This window comes from Pseudomonas sp. GZD-222, from assembly GCF_049310525.1.
Taxonomy (GTDB): domain Bacteria; phylum Pseudomonadota; class Gammaproteobacteria; order Pseudomonadales; family Pseudomonadaceae; genus Aquipseudomonas.
Genome location: NZ_JBMOWO010000043.1, coordinates 14,549 through 38,205, shown reverse-complemented (window position 1 = coordinate 38,205; position 23,657 = coordinate 14,549). Strand labels below are relative to the sequence as shown.

18 protein-coding genes are annotated in these 23,657 nt (G+C 62.0%); 9 read left to right on the top strand and 9 right to left on the bottom strand.

Translation table 11 applies throughout. The features are described from left to right. Positions 1 to 74: 74 nt before the first annotated feature. Positions 75 to 1,271 carry an AAA family ATPase gene (locus tag ACO6VD_RS07580; RefSeq protein WP_422418057.1) on the bottom strand — a complete coding sequence of 399 codons (1,197 nt, stop codon included), beginning with the start codon at positions 1,269 to 1,271 and terminating at the stop codon, positions 75 to 77. A 147-nt stretch (positions 1,272 to 1,418) separates the two neighbouring features. Here ACO6VD_RS07580 and ACO6VD_RS07575 point away from each other — a divergent pair, with 147 nt between their 5' ends. From ACO6VD_RS07575 to ACO6VD_RS07550, 6 genes are all read left to right on the top strand, one after another. Next, positions 1,419 to 2,510, top strand: coding sequence for an efflux RND transporter periplasmic adaptor subunit (locus ACO6VD_RS07575; protein WP_422418055.1), 1,092 nt, complete (start codon positions 1,419 to 1,421; stop codon positions 2,508 to 2,510). Further along, positions 2,507 to 3,577 (top strand): efflux RND transporter periplasmic adaptor subunit, encoded by a 1,071-nt coding sequence (locus tag ACO6VD_RS07570; protein ID WP_422418054.1) that lies wholly within the window; start codon positions 2,507 to 2,509, stop codon positions 3,575 to 3,577. The genes ACO6VD_RS07575 and ACO6VD_RS07570 overlap by 4 nt, the downstream gene beginning before the upstream one ends. Further along, positions 3,574 to 6,630: an efflux RND transporter permease subunit gene (locus tag ACO6VD_RS07565; protein WP_422418053.1), complete on the top strand. Its 3,057-nt coding sequence runs from the start codon at positions 3,574 to 3,576 to the stop codon at positions 6,628 to 6,630. The genes ACO6VD_RS07570 and ACO6VD_RS07565 overlap by 4 nt, the downstream gene beginning before the upstream one ends. A 77-nt stretch (positions 6,631 to 6,707) precedes the next feature. Next, positions 6,708 to 7,241 carry an RNA polymerase sigma factor gene (locus tag ACO6VD_RS07560; protein WP_400171259.1) on the top strand — a complete coding sequence of 178 codons (534 nt, stop codon included), beginning with the start codon at positions 6,708 to 6,710 and terminating at the stop codon, positions 7,239 to 7,241. 29 nt (positions 7,242 to 7,270) lie between these two features. Beyond that, positions 7,271 to 8,218 (top strand): FecR family protein, encoded by a 948-nt coding sequence (locus tag ACO6VD_RS07555; protein WP_422418051.1) that lies wholly within the window; start codon positions 7,271 to 7,273, stop codon positions 8,216 to 8,218. A 131-nt stretch (positions 8,219 to 8,349) separates the two neighbouring features. Next, positions 8,350 to 10,755, top strand: a complete 2,406-nt coding sequence (locus tag ACO6VD_RS07550) for a TonB-dependent siderophore receptor (protein ID WP_422418048.1) — start codon at positions 8,350 to 8,352, stop codon at positions 10,753 to 10,755. 90 nt (positions 10,756 to 10,845) lie between these two features. Here the strand turns inward: ACO6VD_RS07550 and ilvD are convergent, their stop codons facing one another. Further along, positions 10,846 to 12,687, bottom strand: coding sequence for a dihydroxy-acid dehydratase (gene ilvD / locus ACO6VD_RS07545; RefSeq protein WP_400171256.1), 1,842 nt, complete (start codon positions 12,685 to 12,687; stop codon positions 10,846 to 10,848). A gap of 523 nt (positions 12,688 to 13,210) precedes the next feature. On the opposite strand from ilvD, the gene mgtE reads away from it, so the two are divergent. Further along, positions 13,211 to 14,269 carry a magnesium transporter gene (gene mgtE / locus ACO6VD_RS07540; RefSeq protein WP_422418046.1) on the top strand — a complete coding sequence of 353 codons (1,059 nt, stop codon included), beginning with the start codon at positions 13,211 to 13,213 and terminating at the stop codon, positions 14,267 to 14,269. A 68-nt stretch (positions 14,270 to 14,337) separates the two neighbouring features. On the opposite strand, the gene ACO6VD_RS07535 is transcribed toward mgtE, so the two are convergent. Further along, complete coding sequence (locus ACO6VD_RS07535) at positions 14,338 to 15,534, bottom strand: class I SAM-dependent rRNA methyltransferase (protein WP_400171254.1); 1,197 nt, start codon at positions 15,532 to 15,534, stop codon at positions 14,338 to 14,340. Positions 15,535 to 15,741: 207 nt separating this feature from the next. On the opposite strand from ACO6VD_RS07535, the gene ACO6VD_RS07530 reads away from it, so the two are divergent. Together ACO6VD_RS07530 and mutM are read left to right on the top strand one after the other, a co-directional pair. Next, positions 15,742 to 16,554, top strand: coding sequence for an HDOD domain-containing protein (locus ACO6VD_RS07530; protein WP_422418084.1), 813 nt, complete (start codon positions 15,742 to 15,744; stop codon positions 16,552 to 16,554). A gap of 3 nt (positions 16,555 to 16,557) precedes the next feature. Then, the gene (gene mutM, locus ACO6VD_RS07525) at positions 16,558 to 17,370 is read left to right on the top strand and encodes a bifunctional DNA-formamidopyrimidine glycosylase/DNA-(apurinic or apyrimidinic site) lyase (protein ID WP_422418044.1); all 813 of its coding nucleotides are present in this window, start codon (positions 16,558 to 16,560) and stop codon (positions 17,368 to 17,370) included. A 6-nt stretch (positions 17,371 to 17,376) separates the two neighbouring features. Here mutM and ggt read toward each other — a convergent pair whose 3' ends face one another. The 6 genes from ggt to ACO6VD_RS07495 all read right to left on the bottom strand — a co-directional run bounded on the left by ggt (position 17,377) and on the right by ACO6VD_RS07495 (position 23,635). Continuing rightward, complete coding sequence (gene ggt, locus ACO6VD_RS07520) at positions 17,377 to 19,065, bottom strand: gamma-glutamyltransferase (RefSeq protein WP_422418042.1); 1,689 nt, start codon at positions 19,063 to 19,065, stop codon at positions 17,377 to 17,379. After that, positions 19,065 to 19,316 carry a YfhL family 4Fe-4S dicluster ferredoxin gene (locus ACO6VD_RS07515; RefSeq protein ID WP_007921257.1) on the bottom strand — a complete coding sequence of 84 codons (252 nt, stop codon included), beginning with the start codon at positions 19,314 to 19,316 and terminating at the stop codon, positions 19,065 to 19,067. Before ACO6VD_RS07515 ends, ggt begins: the two co-directional genes overlap by 1 nt. A 109-nt stretch (positions 19,317 to 19,425) precedes the next feature. Further along, positions 19,426 to 19,905: a pantetheine-phosphate adenylyltransferase gene (gene coaD, locus ACO6VD_RS07510; protein ID WP_028943888.1), complete on the bottom strand. Its 480-nt coding sequence runs from the start codon at positions 19,903 to 19,905 to the stop codon at positions 19,426 to 19,428. 112 nt (positions 19,906 to 20,017) lie between these two features. Next, on the bottom strand, positions 20,018 to 21,616 hold the full coding sequence (locus ACO6VD_RS07505; protein WP_422418041.1) for a GMC family oxidoreductase N-terminal domain-containing protein: 1,599 nt from the start codon (positions 21,614 to 21,616) through the stop codon (positions 20,018 to 20,020). Between the two features lie 28 nt (positions 21,617 to 21,644). Further along, on the bottom strand, positions 21,645 to 22,178 hold the full coding sequence (locus ACO6VD_RS07500) for a twin-arginine translocation pathway signal protein (RefSeq protein ID WP_422418039.1): 534 nt from the start codon (positions 22,176 to 22,178) through the stop codon (positions 21,645 to 21,647). Between the two features lie 23 nt (positions 22,179 to 22,201). Continuing rightward, positions 22,202 to 23,635, bottom strand: coding sequence for a coniferyl aldehyde dehydrogenase (locus ACO6VD_RS07495; RefSeq protein ID WP_422418037.1), 1,434 nt, complete (start codon positions 23,633 to 23,635; stop codon positions 22,202 to 22,204). Between the last annotated feature and the right edge of the window lie 22 nt (positions 23,636 to 23,657).

The window sequence follows — 23,657 nt, the reverse complement described above, 5'->3', positions numbered from 1 at the left end:
AACATCGCGGGGCAATCCCGCTCCCACCGGGATCATGCAGAACTGGTGGGAGCGGGCTTGCCCCGCGATGAGGTTCAATCCGGCCAATACCAGGCCGGCTCATCCAGCATCCCCTGACCCGCCACCCGGGTCTGTCCCAGTAGCTTCTCCAGCACAATCGAATTGCAGCTCGCATCCTGTTCCAGCGCTGCCACCAGCCGCCGTGGGTGCGACACCACCCATACCTGGCAGTGTTCGGTAGCGCGAATGATCAAGCGCGCCAGCGCCGGCAGCAGGTCCGGGTGCAGGCTGGTCTCCGGCTCATTGAGGACCATCATGGTCGGCGCTCTGGGGCTCAACAGGGCGGCCACTAGCAGCAGGTAACGCAAGGTCCCGTCCGACAGCTCGGCGGCAGACAGCGGTCGCAGCAAGCCTTCCTGGTGGAACTGCAGGCTGAACTGGCCGCCAGGTACCGCATCGATGGTCAGGTGTGAGCCAGGGAAAGCGTCGCCAATCGTATCCCACAGCGCCTGGGCATCGCCGATCTCGATAATGGTTTGCAGCGCTGCGGCCAGGTCGCGGCCATCGTGATGCAGCACCGGGGTGCGCGTACCCAGCTGTGGCCGTCGCGCCGGTGCATCGCGATCAGTACGAAAGTGATCGTAAAAGCGCCAGCCACGGATGCGTTCGCGCAGGTGCAGCACTTCAGGTGAAGAGCGCAGGTTACCGACCTGGTCGAAGAGACTGTCGAAGTCCGGAGTGTGCTGGGCCAGTACGTCCCATCGACGTTCCTCACGGGCGCGGACCATAGCGCCCTGGCGATCTACCAACAGGCTGGCCGGGCGATAGAGCGGACCCGCCCAGATGCATTCGCGCTTGATCTGCGGGTCCAGGGTGAAGCGCGAAGGGATTGGCGAGCCTTGCCCCGGGAGCATGAAGTGGCCGCTGGACGCGGGCAGGCCAAGGCCGATGGCATACCCGAAATCCTCGCTGGCAAAACCCAGGCGCAGACGCTTGGCTTCCTGGCGCGGCCCACCCTCGACGGCCACTTCACCGCGACTCATGCGCCGGCTGATGCGCTCGGGACCGGCCCAGAAGGTCGACTCCAGTCCGCCTTCACCGGCCAGGGCGTTGACGACGCCGCCCTGAGCGGTTTCAGCGAGAAGGCGCAAGGCTTTGTACAGGTTCGACTTGCCGCTGCCGTTGGGGCCGGTGATGACGTTCAGGCGCGCCAGGGGCAGCACCAGATGATTGATTGAACGGTAATTGGCGACGGCCAGGGTGGTCAGCATCTTGGCGTCCTTGCGCAGGCAGTGGGTGCGCAGTATCTCTTATTCACAAATCGTTGAAAGAATTGAGTTCGCTCAAGCGGCGCCGGAAAGCCTGATCTACGCTAACACTCGCATCTCTGTATCGATCTGACACTGCAAGGAGCCTGCATGACGGTGTTGCGTACGGTATCAATCGTCAGTCTGGGCTTGGTCCTCGTGCTAACTGGCTGCGACAAAAAGAACACTGACGAAATCGAGCTGCCCAGGGTAGCCGTACAACGTGTTCAACACAGCGACTTTGCGGCATCCGTGACCCTCACTGGCGATGTCCAGGCACGGGTGCAGGCGGATCAGTCGTTTCGCGTGGGTGGCAAGATCATTTCCCGCAGCGTTGATGTCGGCGATCACGTCAAGGCCAATCAGGTCCTGGCCCGTCTTGACCCCAAGGACCTGCAGGCCAATGTCGATTCGGCCAAGGCCGAAGTATTCGCCGAACAGGCGCGGGTCACCCAGACCGCCGCGGCGTTTGTCCGTCAGCAGAAGCTGTTGCCCAAGGGCTATACCAGCCAAAGTGAATACGACTCGGCCCAGGCTGCGTTGCGCAGCAGCCAGAGCGCCTTGAAAGCCGCCCAGGCGCAACTGGCCAATGCCCGTGACCAGCTGAGCTACACCGCACTTGTGTCTGATGCGGCCGGGGTCATAACCGAGCGCCAGGCCGAAGTAGGGCAGGTCGTGCAGGCCACGGCGCCGATCTTCAGCCTGGCCCACGATGGCGACCGCGATGCGGTGTTCAATGTCTACGAATCCCTGTTGGTCGCCCCGCCCAGTAGCGAAACAATCATCGTCAGTCTGGTGGATAACCCGAAAATCCAGGCCAAGGGTCATGTGCGGGAGATTACCCCGACGGTGTCGGCACAGAGCGGCACGGTGCAGGTCAAGGTGGCGCTGCGCGATGTACCGCCCGGCATGGAGCTGGGTTCGGCGGTCACCGCCACTGGCCAAACCCAGGGTAAGCCCAGTATCGAACTGCCTTGGTCAGCGTTGACCAAAGCCCTGCATGATCCGGCCGTGTGGGTGGTGGGTGAGGGCGATAAGGTCAGCCTGCAAGAGGTCAAAGTCAGTCGCTATCTCACCGGCAAGGTGGTGATCGGTGACGGCCTGAAAGGTGGAGAAACCGTGGTGGTAGCAGGTGGGCAGTTGCTCAACCCGGGCATGCAGGTGGAAATCGCGCCGCTCAAAGACATCGGGGTGGCCGAATGAAAGCACTCACACTTGGCCTGTGCAGCGTTGTGTTGCTGGCGGGTTGCGGTAAAGAGACAACGGAATCGGAGCCGATCCGCCCGGTGCTGTCGGTTGTCGTCCAGCCTCAGGTACAAGCCAACCTGGGACGATTCGCTGGCACCATCCAGGCCCGTTACGAGAGTACTCTGGGCTTTCGTGTGGCCGGTCGTATCGCCCGGCGTTGGGTCGATGTCGGCAGTGAGGTAAAGCCGGGCGATATTCTGGCCAGCCTTGATCCGGCCGATCAGCGCAATCAGCTGCGCGCAGCCGAAGGCGACCTGGCCAAGGTCCAGGCACAGTGGATCAATGCCCAGGCCGATGCGCGTCGCCAGCAACAGTTGTTCGACCGCGGTGTCGGTGCCCAGGCGCAACTGGACATCGCCCAGACCAACCTGAAAACCACCGGCGCTTCGCTGGAGCAAGCGCGAGCCGCGGTCAGCCAGGCTCGCGATCAGCTGGGTTACAGTGAACTGCACACCGACCATGGCGCAGTGGTTACCAACTGGCAGGCCGAAGCGGGTCAGACCGTCAGTGCCGGTCAGGCAGTGGTGACCCTGGCCCGACCGGATATCAAAGAGGCGGTCATCGACTTGCCGACCTACCTGGCGGAACAGTTGTCTACTGATTTCAGGTTTGTGGTGGCTTCGCAACTCGATCCGGATATCAACACCACCGCCACCTTGCGCGAGCTTGAGCCCCAGGCCGACGCGGCCACCCGAACCCGTCGCGCACGCCTGACCCTGGCCAACACCCCCGAGGCGTTCTACCTGGGTACGGCCATCAGTGTCACGTTGACCTCAGCGGTGTCGCCGCGCAGCGAGTTGCCCGCTTCAGCGCTGCTGGAAAGTGACGGCCAGACCCGGGTATGGGTGGTCGACCCGCAACAGAAAACTGTGGCCACCCGTGACGTGAAACTGCTTGAACGCACCCCTTCCAGCGTGGTGCTGAGTTCGGGCGTGCAGGCAGGGGAGCGTGTGGTAACAGCTGGTGTGAACAGCCTGAAACCAGGCCAGAAAGTCATAGTCGATGAGGAAGACCCACGATGAAAGGAAGCTTCAACCTGTCGGAGTGGGCGCTGAAGCACCAATCCTTTGTCTGGTACCTGATGTTCGTCAGCTTGCTGATGGGTGTGTTCTCCTACATGAATCTGGGGCGCGAGGAAGACCCTTCATTCACGATCAAAACCATGGTCATCCAGACCCGCTGGCCGGGAGCGACTCAGGATGAAACCCTGCTGCAGATCACCGACCGCATCGAGAAAAAGCTCGAAGAGCTGGATTCGCTCGACTATGTGAAAAGCTACACCCGACCGGGTGAGTCGACGGTCTATGTCAACTTGCTGGATACCACGCCGGCCAAGGACATTCCTGAAATCTGGTACCAGGTGCGCAAGAAGATCCAGGATATTCGCGGTCAGTTTCCCCAGGGTATCCAGGGGCCGGGATTCAACGACGAGTTCGGTGACGTCTACGGGTCGATCTACGCCTTTACAGCCGACGGTCTGAACATGCGGCAGCTGCGCGATTATGTCGAGCAGGTGCGTGCCGAGATCCGCGAAGTACCCAACCTGGGCAAGGTCGAGATGATCGGCGCCCAGGACGAGGTGTTGTACCTGAACTTCTCGACCCGCAAGCTGGCCTCGTTCGGCATCGATCAGCGCCAGGTGCTGCAAGCCTTGCAAACCCAGAACGCGGTGACGCCGGCCGGGGTGATCGAAGCCGGGCCCGAGCGGGTGTCGGTGCGCACTACCGGTCAGTTCGCCTCGGAGAAAGACCTGGAAACGGTCAACCTGCGGATCAATGACCGCTTCTTCCGCCTGGCGGACATCGCCGAGATCCAGCGCGGCTACGTCGACCCGCCTGCACCGATGTTCCGCTACAACGGACAGCCTGCGATCGGTCTGGGCATCGGCATGAAGGCCGGTGGCAACATCCAGGCGTTCGGCGCCGATTTGCACAAAATGATGGACCGGGTGATCAGTGAGCTACCGGTGGGTGTCGGGGTGCACACCGTGTCCGATCAGGCTGTGGTGGTGGAGGAAGCGGTCGGAGGCTTCACCAGCGCATTGTTCGAGGCCGTGGTCATCGTTCTGGTGGTGAGTTTCGTCAGCCTCGGGGTGCGCGCCGGTCTGGTGGTGGCCTGTTCGATTCCGCTGGTACTGGCCATGGTGTTCATTTTCATGGAGTACAGCGGCATCACCATGCAGCGGATCTCCCTGGGTGCCTTGATCATTGCCCTGGGCCTGTTGGTGGACGACGCGATGATTACCGTGGAGGTGATGGTCACGCGCCTGGAAATGGGCGAGACCAAGGAGCAGGCGGCGACTTTCGCCTACACCTCGACGGCATTCCCGATGCTCACCGGTACCCTGGTGACGGTGGCCGGGTTCATGCCGATCGGCCTCAATGCCAGTTCGGCGGGAGAATACACCTACACCTTGTTTGCGGTGATCGCCGCGGCATTACTGGTGTCCTGGGTGGTAGCCGTGGTGTTTGCCCCGGTGCTCGGCGTGCACATCCTCAATGCCAAGGTCAAAGCCCATGACGAAGAGACCGGCCGTGTCGGCAAGGCGTTCGAGCACAGCCTGTTGTGGTGCATGCGCCATCGCTGGCTGACCATTATCGGTACCATTTTGCTGTTTTTGCTGGCGTTGTTTTGCATGCGGTTCGTGCAGAACCAGTTCTTCCCCTCTTCGGACCGCCCGGAGATTCTTGTCGACCTCAACCTGCCACAGAACGCCTCGATCGAGGAAACCCGCAAAGCGGTGGATAAGCTTGAGGCAACCCTCAAGGGTGATCCTGACATCGAGCGCTGGAGCACCTATATCGGTCAGGGCGCTATTCGCTTCTATCTGCCACTGGACCAGCAATTGCAGAACCCTTACTACGCCCAGTTGGTGATCGTGAGTAAAGGTTTCGCGGAGCGCGAAGTGCTGATCAAACGCTTGAAGCAGCGTTTGCGCGAAGACTTCGTCGGTATCGGCAGCAACGTCCAGTCGCTGGAAATGGGGCCGCCGGTAGGCTTGCCGATCCAGTACCGGGTGATGGGCAAGGATATTGACGAGGTACGCAAATACACCGTTGGCCTGGCGACCTTGCTCGACAACAATGACCACATCGGCGAGATGATTTACGACTGGAACGAGCCGGGCAAAGTCCTGCGCGTCGAAATCGCCCAGGACAAGGCGCGACAGCTCGGCCTGTCGTCCGAGGACGTGGCCAATGTCATGAACAGCATTGTCAGCGGCACGCAGATCACCCAGGTGAACGACAATATCTACCTGATCAACGTTGTCGCCCGCGCCGTAGACACTGAGCGCAGCTCGCCGCAGACCCTGCAGAACCTGCAGATCGTCACCCCCAACGGCACCTCGATTCCGTTGCTGGCCTTTGCCACCGTACGCTACGAACTGGAGCAGCCGCTGGTCTGGCGCCGCGACCGCAAGCCAACCATCACCGTCAAAGCTGCAGTGCGTGGTGATATCCAGCCGACCGACCTGGTGCGTGAGCTCAAGCCACAGATCGACGAATACGCCAGCAAACTACCCTCGGGCTACAAGATCGAAACCGGCGGTACGGTAGAGGCCAGCGGCAAGGCCCAGGGCCCGATTGCCAAAGTGTTGCCGCTGATGCTGTTCCTGATGGGCACCTTCCTGATGATCCAGTTGCACAGTGTGCAGAAGCTGTTTCTGGTGGCCAGTGTGGCGCCGCTGGGCTTGATCGGTGTAGTCCTGGCGCTGGTGCCTACGGGCACGCCCATGGGCTTTGTGGCAATCCTCGGGATTCTCGCGCTGATCGGCATCATCATCCGCAACTCGGTGATCCTCGTGACCCAGATCGACGAGTATGAGGGGCAGGGGTTCTCGCCGTGGGCAGCAGTGCAGGAAGCCACCAACCACCGCCGACGGCCGATTCTATTGACGGCGGCAGCGGCCAGCCTGGGCATGATCCCCATCGCCCGTGAGGTGTTCTGGGGGCCGATGGCTTACGCGATGATCGGCGGGATTATCATCGCAACCCTGCTGACCTTGCTGTTCCTGCCGGCCCTGTATGTGGCCTGGTACAAGATCAAGGAGCCTCAGGCTAACGAGCGCGTATAAAAATAGATATCAATTGCGAATATGTCTCATCTTCTGCTAGCGTGCGCTCACCTTGAGATTCACTGCCAGGAAGTGCCGTGTCTTCGTGGAATTCGCAGATTGCCCGGTTGTTCGCCGAGCACAAAAAAGCCCTGGAGGCCTTTGTTGCTCGGCGCACCGGCAATACTCAGGTCGCAGCCGATTTGACCCAGGAGTCGTTCTTGCGCCTGGCGCGGCTGCCTGCCGACAAAAAAATCGATAATCTGCCCGCCTTTCTGTTCACGATTGCCAGCAACCTGATTCGCGACCATCAGCGCCAGATGATCCGCCGCGAGCATCGGGAAGTGGGCGAACCCAGTGATGAACTGCCCTGCGACTCGCCGGGGGCCGAAGAGCAACTGGCGGCCATGCAGGAGCAAGCTCTGATGCATGACGCCATCCAGGCCTTGCCCGAGGCGACTCGGCACATCTTCCTGCTTTACCATGTCGACGAATGTTCCTACCGGGAGATCGGCGAACGGCTGAAAGTCTCCCCGCGTAGTGTCGAATACCAATTGCGTCGTGCACTGATCGATTGCCGGGCCTTCATCAAGGCGCGACTGCTCAGTGACACGCAGGGGCCGCCTTTGTGAACCGGCCCTTCGCAGCTACGGATACGCCGATGATCGACCCGAATGTCACCGATGCTGACGACGACCTGTTCGCCGAGGCCAGTGGCTGGTACTACCGTTTGCAGGCTGAAGACCTCAGTGCTGACGAGCACGAAGCCTTCACGAGCTGGCTGGCGCAGGGACCGAGCCAGGTCCGGGCGTGGAATGAAGTGCTCGATTTGCTCGGTGCCTTGCGCGAGCCCGCCAGACAGCTTCGTCAGGCTCAGCGTGCCCGTTGGCGCGCACCGCGCTTGCGGGTCTGGGCCAGTGCCGCTGCGGTGTTGCTGATGATCGGTGTGCTGATTGCCAGCCCCTGGCCGGACCGCTGGCGTGCTGACTACGCGACGGTTACGGGTGAGTCGCGCACGCTGGCCCTGGCCGATGGATCACAGCTGCAACTCAATACCGACACCGCCGTGCAGGTCGAGTTGAGCGACGGGGAGCGGCGGGTGCGTCTGCTGCGGGGAGAGGCGTGGTTCGACGTCAGCCATGATCCGTCGCGGCCCTTTCTGATTCGCTCCGGTAACGGCTGGGTGAAGGTCGTCGGCACCCGCTTCAGTGTCGCCCAGCAGGGTAAGCAGACCCTGGTGCGAGTTGCCCAGGGCAGGGTTCAGGTCAGTGTCGACGAGGGTCAATCGGTGCTGCTCGATCCAGGGCACGGCGTCGAGTACAGCGGTTTGCAACTGGGTAGTGAGCACGGCTTTGATGTCGCCGCTGAGTTCGCCTGGCGCCAGCGCCAGCTGGTATTCCGCCAGCAACCGCTGGCTGAGGTGGTCGAAGCGCTGAACCGCTACTGGCCAGGGAAGACCCTGGTGCTTGGCGATGCCCTGCGTCAGCGCAAGGTGTCCGGGGTGTTTGAAATCGACAAGCCCGACGCCGTACTCAAAGCCTTGACCCACACTTTGGGTCTGCGTGCCGAGCAGTACACGCCCTATCTGCGTGTGCTGCGCGAAGGCTAGAGAAAATATTTAAAAAAGTTTCAGGGTTTCCCCGAAGCCTGACGTCCTTGATCTCGTAGGCGCAAATAATAAGCACTCTCAGACAGTGCGGCGCGATTAAACGACTTCGACGATTTGGGGGAGCTTCACTGATGGATAACACCACCGCCACCCGGCGCCTGCCTGGCCTGCCGACTCTACTGAGCCTGGCCATTGCCCTGGGCTGCAGCACACTGGCCATGCCGACGCTGGCTGCACCTGCTGCGCAAGCCCAGGCTTATCAGTTCCAGATTCCGGCGCAATCGCTGGACGGGGCGTTGGCGGCCTTCAGTGCGGTGACCCGGGTGCAGGTACTGGTCGGCGCCGAGATGACCCAAGGTCTGCGCTCCCCGGGCCTCAGTGGCAGTTATCCACAGAACCAGGCGCTGGCCCGACTGCTGGCCGGCACCGGCCTGAGCGCAACCTACATCGACAGTGACAGTGTCACCCTGGAAAAGCGCGAGTCAGGTGATGAGGCGTTGCAGCTGGGGGCAACGATGGTCGGTGGCAAGGTACTGGGAGCCACCACTGAAGGCAGCCAGTCCTATACCACGGGTGCGCTGACCATCGGTAAAGGCGAGCAGAAGCTCAAGGACATCCCGCAATCGGTGTCGGTCGTCACTCGCCAGCGTATGGACGACCAGAACATGAACAGCCTGCAGGACGCGATGCGCCAGGTCACTGGCGCGACCATCAAGAGCTATAACTCCGGCTCAAGCCTCAACGATGTTTACCTGCGTGGTTTCCTGGTCGATCAGGTGCAGGTCGATGGGGTTTCGCAAATGACCGGTCAGGGCGACCTGATGACCAGCTTCGACCTGGCGATGTTTGACCGGGTCGAGGTGTTGCGCGGGCCTTCCGGCCTGTACCAGAGCTCGGGCGAGCCGGGTGGCACCATCAACCTGGTGCGCAAGCGCGCTCTGGGTCAGTTTGCCCTCAGTGGCGAGCTGTCTGCCGGCTCCTACGATCACTATCACTCGACTGTGGATATCACCGGCCCGTTGAATAGCGACGGCAGCCTGCGCGGACGCTTTGTCACCGCCTATGAAGACAACAAGTCCTTCGTCGACTATGCCCAGAACGAACGGCCGATGGTCTACGGTCGACTGGAGTACGACGTCACGCCGGATACCACGTTGTCTCTGGGCGGCGCTTACCAGCACAACCACTCCACTCCGGCCTTCGGTCTGCCGGCCTATGCCAATGGCAAGCTGCTGGATGTCAGCCGCTCGACATTTGTCGATGCCAAGTGGAACGAACTGGACGAGCACGTCTGGGAAAGCTTCTTCGAGGTCGACCATGCCCTGGAAAACGGCGGTCAGTTCAAGACCTCGCTGACCTATCGCGATGCCGAAACTCCGACCCGTAACTTCACCTGGAGCGACGGTGCCGTAGACCCGGCTACCGGTGCCAGTTCGGCCGTGGCCTATTCCTACTACACCCATATCAAGAGCCTGGGCCTGGACAGCTTTGTCACCCTGCCGGTGGAAGCCTTTGGCCGTACCCACGAATTTACCGCGGGGGCCGAGTACCAACATCTGGACAAGGACTTCACCTACGGTGGTGGCGAATACTTCGACACCAACGTGTTTGATCCGGGCAGCATCAACATCCCCAAGCAAAAGTACGAGATGGATAACGGCAACTGGTCGAAATCCCACCAGTACGGCCTCTATGCCCGCAGCAAAATCAGCGCTACCGATTGGCTCGACGTGATCCTCGGCAGCCGCGTGACCTGGTTCGAAAGCGAGGCGCGCAACGCCAACGCCTTCTTCAATAACTTCAACAGCACCGAAACCAACATCGACCGCAAGTTCATCCCCTATGGTGCGTTGGTGGCCAAGCTGACCCCCGAACTGTCCGCTTACGCCAGCTACACCAGCGTGTTCAAACCGCAGACCGAGGTCGATGCCGATAGCCAGACCATCGCCCCGCGCAAGGGTAAGCAATACGAACTGGGGCTCAAGCGTGAGTTCTACGACGGTCGCCTGAACGGCAGCGTCGCGGTGTTCCGCATCTACGACGAGAACCGCGCGGAGCTGGTTGCCAACAACCAGTACAACGAGCCTCAGGGCAAGATCCGCAGCCAGGGCTGGGAAACCGAACTGAGCGGTAATCTGACTGACAACTGGAGTATCTCCACTGGCTACGCGTTCACCATGCTCAAGTCGCTGAGCGGCGAAGACACCAACCAGGGCACGACCATCACGCCGAAGCACAACTTCAACCTGTGGACGAACTACGAGTTTACCGATGGGCCACTGAAGGACTTCAACGTTGGCGGTGGGGTGCGTGCGGTCAGTGCCACCTACTACAAGCGTGACGTCGACTTTGTCCAGGGCGGCTATGCGATCACCACGGCCCAGGTCGGCTACAAGTTCAACGAGCACCTGTCGGCCAAGCTGACGGCCAACAACCTGTTCGACCGCACTTACTACGAGCGGGTGGACAGCTCCTGGGGTTCGAACTTCTATGGCGAGCCGCGCAACCTGACGCTGACCCTGCGCGCCAAATATTGAGCCGGAAGGCTTTGTAGCCATCGCGGGGCAAGCCCGCTCCCACAAGGCATCGACAACCTGTGGGAGCGGGCTTGCCCCGCGAATATCGCGTTACAGACCGTCGAGCATCGCCTTGTTACGAACAGCACCCTTGTCGGCACTGGTGGCCAGCAGGGCGTAGGCTTTCAGGGCGGTGGTCACTTTACGTGGGCGCACTTCCACCGGCTTCCAGCCTTTCTTGTCCTGTTCGACGCGGCGTGCCGCCAGCTCTTCATCGCTGACCAGCAGGTTGATCGAGCGGTTAGGGATGTCGATCAGTACCTTGTCGCCATCCTGCACCAGGCCGATGGCGCCGCCGGCAGCGGCTTCCGGAGAAGCGTGGCCGATGGACAGGCCCGAGGTACCGCCGGAGAAGCGGCCGTCGGTGAGCAGGGCGCAGGCTTTGCCCAGGCCTTTGGACTTCAGGTAGGAGGTCGGGTAGAGCATTTCCTGCATGCCCGGGCCGCCTTTCGGGCCTTCGTAGCGAATGATGACGATATCGCCTTCTTTCACTTCGTCGGCAAGGATGCCGCGCACGGCGCTGTCCTGGCTTTCGAAGATTTTCGCGTTGCCTTCGAAGACGTGGATCGACTCGTCGACACCGGCAGTCTTCACCACGCAACCGTCCAGGGCGATGTTGCCGTAGAGCACGGCCAGGCCGCCTTCTTGCGAGTAGGCGTGCTCAACGCTGCGGATGCAGCCGTTTTCACGGTCGTCATCCAGGGTCTCCCAACGGGTCGACTGGCTGAATGCAGTCTGGGTCGGAATACCGGCAGGGCCGGCCTTGAAGAAGTGATGCACCGCTGCGTCGTCGGTCTGGGTGATGTCCCACTTGGCGATGGCTTCTTCCATGCTCGGGCTGTGCACGGTCGGCAGGTCGGTGTGCAGCAGACCGCCACGGGCCAGCGAGCCGAGGATGCTGAAGATGCCGCCAGCGCGGTGGACGTCTTCCATGTGGTACTTCTGGATGTTCGGCGCAACTTTGCACAGCTGCGGCACTTTGCGCGACAGGCGATCGATATCGCGCAGGTCGAAATCGATCTCGGCTTCCTGGGCGGCGGCCAGCAGGTGGAGGATGGTGTTGGTTGAACCACCCATGGCGATGTCGAGCATCATGGCGTTCTCGAACGCCTTGAAGTTGGCGATGTTACGCGGCAGAACGCTCTGGTCGTTGTCGCCATAGTAGCGCTTGCACAGCTCGACGATGGTTCGCCCGGCCTGCAGGAACAGCTGTTCGCGGTCGCTGTGGGTGGCCAGGGTCGAACCGTTGCCCGGTAGGGCCAGGCCCAGTGCTTCGGTGAGGCAGTTCATCGAGTTGGCGGTGAACATGCCGGAGCACGAACCGCAAGTCGGGCAGGCGCTGCGCTCGTACTCGGCGACTTTTTCATCGGAGGCGGTCGAGTCGGCGGCGATGACCATGGCATCGACCAGGTCCAGGCCATGGCTGGCCAGTTTGGTTTTGCCGGCTTCCATCGGCCCGCCGGAGACGAAGATCACCGGGATGTTCAGGCGCAGGGCAGCCATCAGCATGCCGGGGGTGATCTTGTCGCAGTTGGAGATGCACACGATGGCGTCGGCGCAGTGCGCGTTAACCATGTACTCCACCGAGTCAGCGATGATCTCGCGGCTAGGCAGCGAATAGAGCATGCCGTCGTGGCCCATGGCGATGCCATCGTCGACCGCAATGGTGTTGAACTCTTTGGCCACGCCACCGGCGCGTTCGATCTCGCGGGCGACCAGTTGGCCCAGGTCCTTCAGGTGCACGTGGCCCGGGACGAACTGGGTGAACGAGTTGGCGATGGCGATGATCGGCTTTTTGAAGTCGTCGTCTTTCATCCCGGTGGCACGCCACAGAGCGCGTGCGCCGGCCATATTGCGGCCGTGGGTGGACGTTTTCGAGCGGTAATCAGGCATGAAGCACTCCTGGCGGCTAATCAGGTAACAAAAAGGGGAGTGAGCTTCTCTTGTCCTTTGTACCGAAGGCAGGTGGCCGCTGGTACGGATGAAGCCGAGATCGCCGCGGGATCGCCGTGCGCTCGGCCAGAGCTCATAAACCCGCCGGGGATGACTGGCGATGAATAGCCCGATTCTACACCGCTGGCGCTGTGAAGGAATGGCGTAATAGAGGGTTGGTGGCGAACGGCGGTGAGGATGCTCCGCGATTCGCGCGTAAGACACCTTGCTGGCCCGCTGTAAGACTGATCTGAAATACCTTGGAAACCCCTAAAAGCGGCTGTTTCCACCTGCCGGACTGGCTATTATCCCCGCGCCGCATGTGCGGCTCACGAGACGACACCCTTAATGGACCTTCCCAGTTTCAGTTCATCGCGAACTTACATTCTGGCACTGAACGCAGTGGCGTCAGGGCTGCCCGTTAGCTGAGCGACAATCATGCCGGTCGGCCTCCAGGCACCTGTGTCGCTGCCTGGAGATCGACATGACTACCTTTCACGAAGCAAACCTGGCCGGCTTGGCCTTGCCCCGCGAGCAAGCCCAGGCTCGTCGCGACGACCTGCTGCAGGCCGGTCGCTACCCGGAAGGCACCGCCGGGGCGCTGATGAGCAGCCACTACTCCTGCATCTGCAGCGGCCTGAGCGCCAGTCAGGCCATCGATATGCTGCGCCGCGAAGCCGCCGATGCCGAGACCATCTACCAGTCCTATGTGCTCGACGAGCAGGGCAATCTGCTCGGTACGTTGTCCTTGCGCGAGCTGATCCTGGCCACCCCGGAGCTGCCGGTAGAGCAATTGATGGTGCGTCCGGTGCTCAGTGTGAGCACCTTCACCTCCCAGGAAAAAGTCGCCAGGCTGATCAGTGAACACGATCTGCTGGCCTTGCCGGTTCTGGACAACGACGGGCGCCTGGTCGGCATCATCACCTGTGACGATGCCATGGATGTGGTGGTCGAGGAGGCCACCGAGGACTTTCACAAGGGCGCCCTGATAGGCACCCACCTGGGTAACCTGAAGACCGCGACGGTGGGTTTGCTCTACCGCAAGCGCGTGCTCTGGCTGGTGTTGCTGGTGTTTGGCAACTTGTTTTCCGGCGCCGGTATCGCTGCGTTCGAAGACACCATCGCCGCGCATATCGCCCTGGTGTTCTTTCTGCCGTTGCTGGTCGATAGCGGCGGTAATGCCGGCGCTCAGTCGGCAACCTTGATGGTGCGCGCGCTGGCCACGGGTGAAGTGGTCATGCGTGACTGGTTGAGTTTGCTCGGGCGTGAATGCGGCGTGGCGCTAGCCTTGGGTGGCACCATGGCGGTTGCGGTAGCTTCGTTGGGGGTATTGCGCGGTGGTCCGGATATCGCCCTGATCGTCGCCAGCAGCATGCTGGTGATTGTCCTGCTGGGCAGCTTGATCGGCATGAGTCTGCCGTTTCTACTCAGCCGCATGAATCTTGACCCGGCCACGGCCAGTGGGCCCTTGGTGACGTCGATTGCCGATGCTGCCGGGGTGCTGGTGTATTTCGGGATTGCTTCGCAGGTGCTGGAAATTTGAGTGCCCATCGCAGGGCAAGCCCGCTCCCACCGTGCCTCTGTGGGAGCGGGCTTGCCCCGCGATGTACTTTAGCTGTTAGGCAGCAGTCGGCAGGTGATGCTCTTGATGTAACGGGTTTCCGGGATCGCCGGGTGCACCGGGTGATCCGGACCCTGGCCGCCGCGTTCGAGCAACTGGATGTTGCGGTCCAGGTGACGGGCGCTGGTCAGCAGGATGTTCTGCAGGTCGTCCTCGGGCAAGTGCATCGAGCACGAAGCGCTGACCAGAATGCCGTCCTTGGTCAGCAGGCGCATGGCCTGTTCGTTCAGGCGACGGTAAGCGCCTTCACCGTTTTTCAGGTCTTTTTTACGCTTGATGAAGGCAGGCGGGTCGGCAACGATCACGTCGAAACGTTCTTCGGAAGCCTTCAGTTCCTTCAGTGCTTCGAACACGTCGCCTTCAATGCAGGTGAGTTTCTCGGCAATACCATTGAGCGCGGCGTTGCGCTCAACGCCATCGAGAGCAAAGCTCGAGGCATCGACGCAGAATACTTCGCTGGCACCGAAGGCACCGGCCTGCACGCCCCAGCCACCGATGTAGCTGAACAGGTCGAGGACGCGCTTGCCCTGGACGTACGGCGCCAGGCGCGCACGGTTCATGCGGTGGTCGTAGAACCAGCCGGTCTTCTGGCCTTCCATCACCGGGGCTTCGAACTTCACGCCGTTCTCTTCCAGGGCGACCCACTCCGGCACCAGACCGAACACGGTTTCGACGTAGCGGTTCAGGCCTTCGGCATCGCGGGCGGCCGAGTCGTTCTTGAACAGAATGCCGCTAGGCTTGAGCACCTGTACCAGGGCGGCGATGACGTCGTCCTTGTGCTGTTCCATGGTGGCCGATGCCAGCTGGACCACGAGGATGTCGCCGAAACGATCGACTACCAGGCCCGGCAGCAGGTCGGAATCGCCGTACACCAGGCGGTAGAACGGCTTGTCGAACAGGCGCTCACGCAGCGACAGGGCCACGTTGATGCGGTGCACCAGCAGCGATTTGTCCAGCGCAAGCTTCGCGTCACGCGACAGCAGGCGGGCACAGATCAGGTTGTTGGGGCTCATGGCAACGACGCCCAGGGCTTTGCCACCGGCGGTTTCCAGAATCGCCTGGTCACCGGCCTTGAAGCCATGCAGCGGGGTCGCGGCGACGTCGATTTCGTTGCTGTAAACCCACAGGTGGCCGGCGCGTAGGCGGCGGTCGGCATTGGCTTTGAGACGAAGGCTGGGCAGGGACATGACGTCGCTCCGGGAAAAAAGAGCGGGAGTATAACCCGATGCCCGCTGCGCCGATGGGAATAGCGACAAATTGCAACAGAGCAGTGGCCTTTCGCTTCACCGCTGGCCAGTACGATCGGGTTAGAATCGCCGCTCAGCCCCGAGTGTGTACATATGTCCCAGGAACTCTCCGCCGAACAGATCCAGCAAGCCTTGCAAGGCATCAGCGTGCCGCCACAGCCGCAGATCATGGTTGATCTCCAGTTCGAACAATACATGCCTGATCCCGACCTTGAGGTGATCGCCAAACTGATCTCCCAGGACCCAGGCTTGTCGGGCGCCTTGCTCAAGCTGGTGAACTCGCCGTACTACGGGTTGACCAACAAAATTGCCTCGATCCAGCGTGCGGTGAACCTGCTGGGCAGTCGCTCGATCATCAACCTGATCAACGCCCAGTCGATCAAGGGCGAGATGACCGACGACACCATCGTCACCCTCAACCGTTTCTGGGACACCGCCCAGGACGTGGCCATGACCTGCTTGACCCTGGCCAAGCGTATCGGCTCCCAGGCAGTGGACGAAGCCTATGCCCTGGGCCTGTTCCACGACTGCGGCGTGCCGCTGATGCTCAAGCGCTTCCCCGATTACATGGGTGTGCTCGAAGATGCCTACGCCAGTGCCGGCAGCGACAAGCGGGTTGTGGATACCGAGAACCAGGTGTTCAACACCAACCATGCCGTGGTCGGCTACTACACCGCCAAGTCCTGGCGCCTGCCCGAGCACCTGAGTAATGCCATCGCCAATCATCACAATGCCCTGGCGGTGTTCAGCGATGACTCGGCGCGTAACAGTCAGCTGAAAAACCTGCTGGCGATCCTGAAGATGGCCGAGCACATCTGCTCGTCGTACCGGGTACTGGGCAATCAGAGCGTCGACCACGAGTGGAATGCCGTTGGGCACCTGGTGCTCGACTATGTGGGGCTTTCCGAGTACGACTTTGAGAACCTCAAGCAGACTATTCGCGAATTGGGCGGTCACTGATTCATGCCGGAATTACCAGAAGTCGAGACTACCCGGCGCGGCATTGCGCCTTACCTGGAAGGCCAGCGCGTCAACCGGGTGATCGTGCGTGACCGGCGTTTGCGCTGGCCGATCCCCGAGGATCTCGATATTCGCCTGTCCGGGCAGCGCTTCGTCAAGATCGAGCGCCGCGCCAAGTACCTGCTGCTCAATGCCGAGGTCGGGACACTGATCAGTCACCTGGGTATGTCCGGCAACCTGCGCCTGGTCGAAATCGGTTTACCGGCAGCCAAGCATGAGCATGTGGATATCGAGCTGGAATCGGGCCTGGCCTTGCGCTATACCGATCCGCGCCGCTTCGGGGCGATGCTCTGGAGCCTCGATCCGCTCAACCACGAACTGCTGATCAAGCTTGGCCCGGAGCCGATGACCGACCTGTTCGACGGCGAGCGTCTGTTCAAGATGTCGCGGGGCAAGTCGATGGCGGTCAAGCCGTTCATCATGGACAACGCGGTGGTGGTCGGGGTCGGAAATATTTATGCGACCGAAGCGCTGTTTGCCGCGGGCATCGACCCGCGCCGCGAGGCCGGGAGTATTTCGAGGGCGCGTTACCTGAAGCTGGCCATCGAGATCAAACGCATCCTTGCCTGCGCGATCGAGCGCGGCGGTACCACCTTGCGCGACTTTGTCGGCGGTGATGGCCAGCCGGGCTATTTCCAGCAGGAACTGTTCGTCTACGGGCGGCGGGAAGAGCCCTGCAAGGTCTGCGGCAGCATTCTGCGTGAGGTCAAACTGGGGCAGCGCGCCAGCGTATTCTGCCCACGTTGCCAGAAGTAAGCGTGCTCAGCGCGGGCTGAGCACGTCGGCGGCACCCACGCCACGTGGGTCGCTGGCGGCTTCGAGGGTCTGCCTGGATTTATCCCAGTACAACACTTGTTGATTACCGTAGGTGCGGCCTAAATCCTTGAGCTGATAGCCGCGTGCCTGCAATTCGCGCTGCTGTTCGGTGCTGAACGCGCCGGGTTCGTGCTCGACCACATCGGGCAGGTACTGGTGGTGATAACGCGGCACTGCGGGCCAGCTGGCGACCGGCTTGCCTTCGAGAAAACCCAGCATCGACAGCAGCACCATGCTCGGAATACGGCTGCCGCCGGGTGTACCGAAGGCGGCGAACTGCGTCGGGCTCTCGATGAAACTCGGGCTCATGCTCGACAGCGGCCGTTTGCCGGCGGCCACGGCATTGGCCTGGCTGCCGGCCAGGCCGTAGCTGTTGCTGCCACGCGGGTCGGCGGCGAAGTCGTCCATCTCGTTGTTCAATACCACGCCAGTACCGGGTGCGCTGAAGGCTGCGCCGAAGGGCAGGTTGACCGAAAGCGTCGCGGCCACGGCATTGCCCTCGGCATCGATCACCGCGAAGTGGGTGGTGTGGTCGCCTTCGCGCCAGGCCGGAGCGGGTGGCAAGCTGCTGCTGGGCGTCGCCTGGCGCACATCGATGCTGTCGGCAAGACTGGTCAGGTAATTGCGTGCCAGCAGTTGTGGCAGTGGATTGCTCACGTAGTCCGGATCACCGAGCAGGCCACGGTCGCGGTAGGCCCGGCGCAGCACTTCCAGCACGTAATGGCTGCGCTGCACCGGCTCGGCGCTCTGCCAGGGCAGACGCTGGAGCATGGCCAGGCTCTGGGCCAGGGCTACACCGCCGGCTGAGGGCGGCGGGGCGCTGATCAGTTCGCGCTGATCGGCCAGCTGGTAGCGCAACGGTTCGCGTTTGGCCGTGCGGTAGTTGGCCAGGTCATCCAGGCTCCAGATACCGCCAGCGTCTTGTACACCTTGCACCATAGCCTGGGCGGTCGGGCCGCTGTAGAAGCCGTCGCGTCCCTGCTGGGCAATGCGCTCAAGGGTTACGGCCAGTTCCGGTTGGCGGATCTGTGCGCCAAGCGCGGGGACTTCACCGTTCTTGAGGAACAATCGGGCGCTTTCCGGATCGTCGCGCAGGGCGCTCAGGCGCATCTTGGCCCGGTCGCGATAGATACGGTCGACAGTGAAGCCCTGGTTGGCCAGACGAATGGCCGGCGCCAGAGTGTTCTTGAGCGGCAGTTTGCCGTAGTGCGCGGCGAGGTCGGCGAGCGCTGCCGGCAAGCCCGGAATCGCCGCCGCCAGCGGGCCATTGATGGACAGGCCAGGCTGGACCTTGCCGTCCTTCAGGTACATGGCTTCGCTGGCTTTGCCCGGCGCACGCTCGCGGGCGTCGATAAAGGCGTAGCGGGCGGGCGTGTCGCCTTCGCGCAGGAGGAAGAAACCACCGCCACCCAGCCCGGAGCCATAAGGCTCTACGACGGCCAGCGCAGCACTGACCGCAATAGCGGCATCGAAGGCGTTACCGCCCTGTTCGAGGATTTCCCGCGCCGCGGCGGTAGCTTCGGCATGCGGGCTGGCAATCGCGGCACGCCCCGGGCCTTGTGCCTGGGCACTGGCCGCCCCTAGCGCCAGAGCGGCGCCAAGAATGAACGGAGCGAGCCTGGCGACGAACGGCATCAGGCCTTGCCGGTGATTTTGCGGTACTTGGCCATCAGTTCTTCTTCGGTCTCCGGATGGGCTTCATCCAGCGGGATGCAGTCAACCGGGCAGACTTGCTGGCACTGTGGCTCGTCATAGTGGCCGACGCACTGGGTGCACAGGTTCGGGTCGATCACGTAGATCTCTTCGCCCTGGGAGATAGCGGCGTTCGGGCACTCGGGTTCGCAGACGTCGCAGTTGATGCAATCGTCGGTGATGATCAGGGACATGGGGACTCCGGCCAGGGCTCAGAACCCGGGCAATTTGTAAACCAATGGGCACAATTGTGCCGCATTAGCGCCCGCAGTGCACGCGGGCGCCGTGGTCAAATCACCGATGTCACTTCTTGAAGCGTTCGGTCAGGGCATCGGCCACTATCGGATGGACGAATTTGGTGATGTCGCCACCGAGCGCCGCGATTTCCCGGACCAGGGTCGAGGAAATGAACGAATAGCGCTCCGAAGGGGTGAGGAACAGGCTTTCGACGTCCGGTGCCAACTGGCGGTTCATGTTCGCCAGCTGGAACTCGTACTCGAAGTCGGAGACGGCCCGCAGGCCGCGCAGGAACACATTGGCCTGCTGTTCCTTGGCAAAGTGCGCCAACAAGGAGGAGAAGCCGATGACTTCGACATTGGGCAGGTGCTTGGTGACCTCACGAGCCAGTTCCACCCGTTGTTCCAGCGGGAACAGCGGGTTTTTCTTCGGGCTGGCAGCGACCGCAATGATCACCTGGTCGAACAGCCGCGAGGCACGCTCGACCAGATCGCCATGGCCCTTGGTAATAGGGTCGAAAGTACCTGGGTACAACACTCGGTTCATCGCGTCGTCCTGGCAGGAGTGCGTTGGGGAGTCGGATGGTATCGCAGCAGTGGCAGTCGGCCAAGTCGCCTGCGCACGCTGAAGGCACTATAGACAGTGTGCCCATTTGTTGTCATCTACTGGCAACCAGGCGTTCGATCAGGCCATCGGTGAGCCGTGCGGTGAGTCCGTACACCGACAATTGCGGGTTGGCGCCGATGCTGGTGGGGAACAGCGAACCGTCGTGAATCGACAGGTTGGCCAGCTGATGATGGCGTCCGAGACTGTCGCAGACGGCCTGGCGCGGGTCTTCACCCATGGCGCAACCGCCCATGACATGGGCGCTGCCCAGGCGTGTGCGGAACAGTTCCAGGCTCAGACCGTCGATCATCTGCCGGGCTTCGCCGAGGGATTTCACGTAGCGGCCGGCGCTGTGCAGAGGCAGTACCGCTTCGGCACCGGCGGCAAACTGGATCTCGGCCATGCTGTGAAAGGCACGGCGCACCCCTTCCCAAGCGTAGGGCGATACCGGGTAATCGAGCACCGGCGAGCCATCACTGCGCAGTTGCACTTCGCCGCCGACACTATCCGGATGGAAACCGTCACGCAGCAGGGCGAGCATCACATGGGTATTGGGCAGTTGCTCCATGCGCATTGCATTGTCGTGACCGAAGCTGCCGAGCAGGGTACTGGCCAGGGCCGGGTGCAGCGGCGGTACCTCAAGTTTGTAGCCGATAGGGCCGGTGACGCCGTTGCGCCACTGGAAGTGGTCGGAGTAAATCGATTGCGGCGCGCCGTAGAACGGGTTGACCTTGTCTTTGAACTGCCCGGCGCTGAAGTTGACCAGGTGCAAGAAGGTTCGCTTGCCCAGGCGTGCGTGCGGGTCGGGTGCGTCCGAGCGCAGCAGCAGGGCCGGGCTGTTGATACCGCCGCCGGCGAGGATGTAGTGCCGCGCCTTGACCTGAATCTGCCGCCCGGTGGGGTTTACGCAGCGCTCATCCATGGCCTGGCATTGCAGGCCGCTGATGCGCTCGCCATCGTGGATCAGGCGGTCGGCGCGGGCCAGGTAGAGGAGTTCGCCACCCTTGTCCAGGGTTGCGGGAATGCTGGTGACCAGCATCGATTGCTTGGCATTGACCGGGCAGCCCATGCCGCAAAAACCCAGGTTCCAGCAGCCGCGCACGTTGCGCGGGATCACCTTCCAGCTGTAATCAAGGGCCTCGCAGCCGCGTTTGAGCACCTCGTTGTTGGCATTCGGCGGCATCACCCAGGGGGCGATGCCCAGGCGCTGTTCCATGCGTTCGAACCAGGGCGCCAGTTCGGCGCTGCTCAGGCCTTTGACGCCGTGCTCGCTGGCCCAGTGCTGCAGGGTCGGCTCCGGCGTGCGAAAGCTCGAAGTCCAGTTGATCAGGGTGGTGCCGCCCACCGCACGGCCCTGAAGGATGGTGATGGCGCCATCCTTGCTCATGCGTCCGATGCCTTCCTGGTAGAGGCTGGCGTAGGCCTGGTCTTCAAGCATGTGGAAGTCGCTGCTGGTCTTGAGTGGACCTTCTTCGATCAACAGCACCTTGAAACCCGCGGCGCTGAGCAGTTCGGCGCTGGTGGCACCACCGGCACCGCTGCCGATGATGGCGATATCCGCTTCCAGGGTCAGGTCCTGGTCCAGGCGTGAGGCGTCACGGGTTTTCCAGCCGCGGGCAATGCCGTCGCGGAATAGGTCGGGTACGGGCATCTTCAGCCTCTTGTCGTTATAGGTTGATTCAGATCTTGGGTGGGCCGGGGTAGCCACAGTGCGCCCAGGACTCAGGCATTTCGTACCAGGCCATCTGCAGCAGCTGCAGCAGCGAGGCGTGGCCCATTTGCAGCAGATTCAGCGAACTGTTTTCCCAGCGCTGCAGAAACGCCTGGATGTGTTCAGCGCTGGCTTTATCCCAACCGCCCCAGATGCCGGTCAACGGTCCGCGGGTTACGGGTAGAGCAAGCACATCGAACAACTGCAGGGTCAGTTTGAGCATCGCCGGGGACAGGCTGGCGAGTTTGTTGTCCAGCCGATGCAGCACCGCTTCAAGGTTCTCGGCGGCGGTTGTGCCGGCAAGAACCACCGGAATCAGCGCCCGCAGAATCGGCAAATCACCCTGACGCAGGGTGATGAAAGCGCTGGCGGGCGTTTGCGCCGAGCAGCCGCTGAGGCTTGCGCCCAACCCGGCGGTAGCCAGGAAGGCACTGGCGCCAAGGCTGAACTTGAGCAGCCCACGGCGGCTCAAGGTGGGTGTAACAGGCAGGCTTGTGGTCATTGTTGTTAGGCCTGGTCGCAGTATTAGCGAATGAAGAGTTTGTACACCAGTTTGCTCAAAGCCTTGCCGTAGGGCGGGTAGATCAGCCGGGCGGCGTTGAAGCGCTGCTTGGCAAACACTGCCTTGGCCTTGCTGAACGTCAGGAAACCCTCGTGGCCGTGGTAATGGCCCATGCCTGAAGGGCCGACACCGCCGAAGGGCAGGTCATCCTGAGCTACATGCAACAAGGTGTCGTTGAGACAGGCGCCGCCGGAGTGGGTCTGTTCGAGTACCTTCTGTTGTTCGCCGCGGTCGTAGCCGAAGTAGTAAAGCGCCAGGGGGCGAGGGCGCTGGTTGATGTACGAAAGCGCTTGATCAAGATTGTCGTAAGGCACCAATGGCAACAGCGGGCCGAAGATTTCGTCCTGCATCACGCGCATCTCGTCGCTGACCTGCAGCAACAAGTGAGGCGGCAGGCGACGGCCCTGGCGCGGCTCCTGCGGGTACAGGTCAACGATCGTCGCGCCCTTGTCGCGGGCATCGCTGAGGTAGCTTTCCAGGCGCGCCAGGTGGCGCGGGTTGATGATCGCGCTGTAGTCCGGGTTGTCTGCTACGGTCGGATAGAAGCGATGAACGACGCTGCGATAAGCCGTGGCGAAGTCGTCCAGGCGCTCGCGAGGCACCAGCACGTAGTCCGGTGCTACACAGGTCTGGCCGGCATTCAGGGTCTTGCCGAAGGCGATGCGTTCAGCGGCGTCGGCCAGAGGTACGCTGGCAGAGACGATGGCCGGCGATTTACCGCCCAGCTCCAGGGTCACCGGCGTCAGGTTCTGAGCCGCCGCCAGCATCACATGGCGCCCGACGCTGGTGGCACCGGTGAACAGCAGATGGTCGAAGGGCAGGCGCGAGAAGGCTTCGCCGACATCCGCCTCGCCCAGCACCACGCTGATCAGGTCTTCAGGGAATGCCGATTCCAGTAGTCGCTTGAGCAGCAAGCCGGTCGCCGGTGTGGCTTCGCTGAGCTTGAGCATGACCCGGTTGCCGGCGGCCAGGGCGCAGGTCAACGGGCCCATGGCCAGGAACAGCGGGTAGTTCCACGGCACGATGACGCCGACTACACCCAACGGCTGATACACCACCTTGGCGCTGGCCGGCTGAAACGCCAGGCCGACTTTACGCCGCGAGGCTTTCATCCACTGCTTGAGGTGGCGCTCGGCATGGCGCACGCCCTGGACGCTGGGCATCAATTCGGCCAGCCGGGTTTCATCGGCGCTGCGGCCGCTGAAATCGTCGTTGATCGCAGCGATCAGTGCGTCCTGATGGCTGAGCAACATCTGCCGCAGGCTCTTCAGCCATTGCAGGCGCTGGGCTGCGGGTGGCATGGGGTTGCCAGCAAAGGCCTGACGCTGGACGCTGAACTGAACGGCGAGGTCATCAAGGGCGCTGGGACGTGAAAGAAGAGCAGCATCGGCGGTCATGCGAAACTCCACGGCGGTGTGT

Bases quoted from the DNA above. Each gene is read 5' to 3' on its own strand.
- ACO6VD_RS07580 (WP_422418057.1), bottom strand. From the start codon at position 1,271: ATGCTGACCACCCTGGCCGTCGCCAATTACCGTTCAATCAATCATCTG.
- ACO6VD_RS07575 (WP_422418055.1), top strand. From the start codon at position 1,419: ATGACGGTGTTGCGTACGGTATCAATCGTCAGTCTGGGCTTGGTCCTC.
- ACO6VD_RS07570 (WP_422418054.1), top strand. From the start codon at position 2,507: ATGAAAGCACTCACACTTGGCCTGTGCAGCGTTGTGTTGCTGGCGGGT.
- ACO6VD_RS07565 (WP_422418053.1), top strand. From the start codon at position 3,574: ATGAAAGGAAGCTTCAACCTGTCGGAGTGGGCGCTGAAGCACCAATCC.
- ACO6VD_RS07555 (WP_422418051.1), top strand. From the start codon at position 7,271: ATGATCGACCCGAATGTCACCGATGCTGACGACGACCTGTTCGCCGAG.
- ACO6VD_RS07550 (WP_422418048.1), top strand. From the start codon at position 8,350: ATGGATAACACCACCGCCACCCGGCGCCTGCCTGGCCTGCCGACTCTA.
- ilvD (WP_400171256.1), bottom strand. From the start codon at position 12,687: ATGCCTGATTACCGCTCGAAAACGTCCACCCACGGCCGCAATATGGCC.
- mgtE (WP_422418046.1), top strand. From the start codon at position 13,211: ATGACTACCTTTCACGAAGCAAACCTGGCCGGCTTGGCCTTGCCCCGC.
- ACO6VD_RS07535 (WP_400171254.1), bottom strand. From the start codon at position 15,534: ATGTCCCTGCCCAGCCTTCGTCTCAAAGCCAATGCCGACCGCCGCCTA.
- mutM (WP_422418044.1), top strand. From the start codon at position 16,558: ATGCCGGAATTACCAGAAGTCGAGACTACCCGGCGCGGCATTGCGCCT.
- ggt (WP_422418042.1), bottom strand. From the start codon at position 19,065: ATGCCGTTCGTCGCCAGGCTCGCTCCGTTCATTCTTGGCGCCGCTCTG.
- ACO6VD_RS07515 (WP_007921257.1), bottom strand. From the start codon at position 19,316: ATGTCCCTGATCATCACCGACGATTGCATCAACTGCGACGTCTGCGAA.
- coaD (WP_028943888.1), bottom strand. From the start codon at position 19,905: ATGAACCGAGTGTTGTACCCAGGTACTTTCGACCCTATTACCAAGGGC.
- ACO6VD_RS07505 (WP_422418041.1), bottom strand. From the start codon at position 21,616: ATGCCCGTACCCGACCTATTCCGCGACGGCATTGCCCGCGGCTGGAAA.
- ACO6VD_RS07500 (WP_422418039.1), bottom strand. From the start codon at position 22,178: ATGACCACAAGCCTGCCTGTTACACCCACCTTGAGCCGCCGTGGGCTG.
- ACO6VD_RS07495 (WP_422418037.1), bottom strand. From the start codon at position 23,635: ATGACCGCCGATGCTGCTCTTCTTTCACGTCCCAGCGCCCTTGATGAC.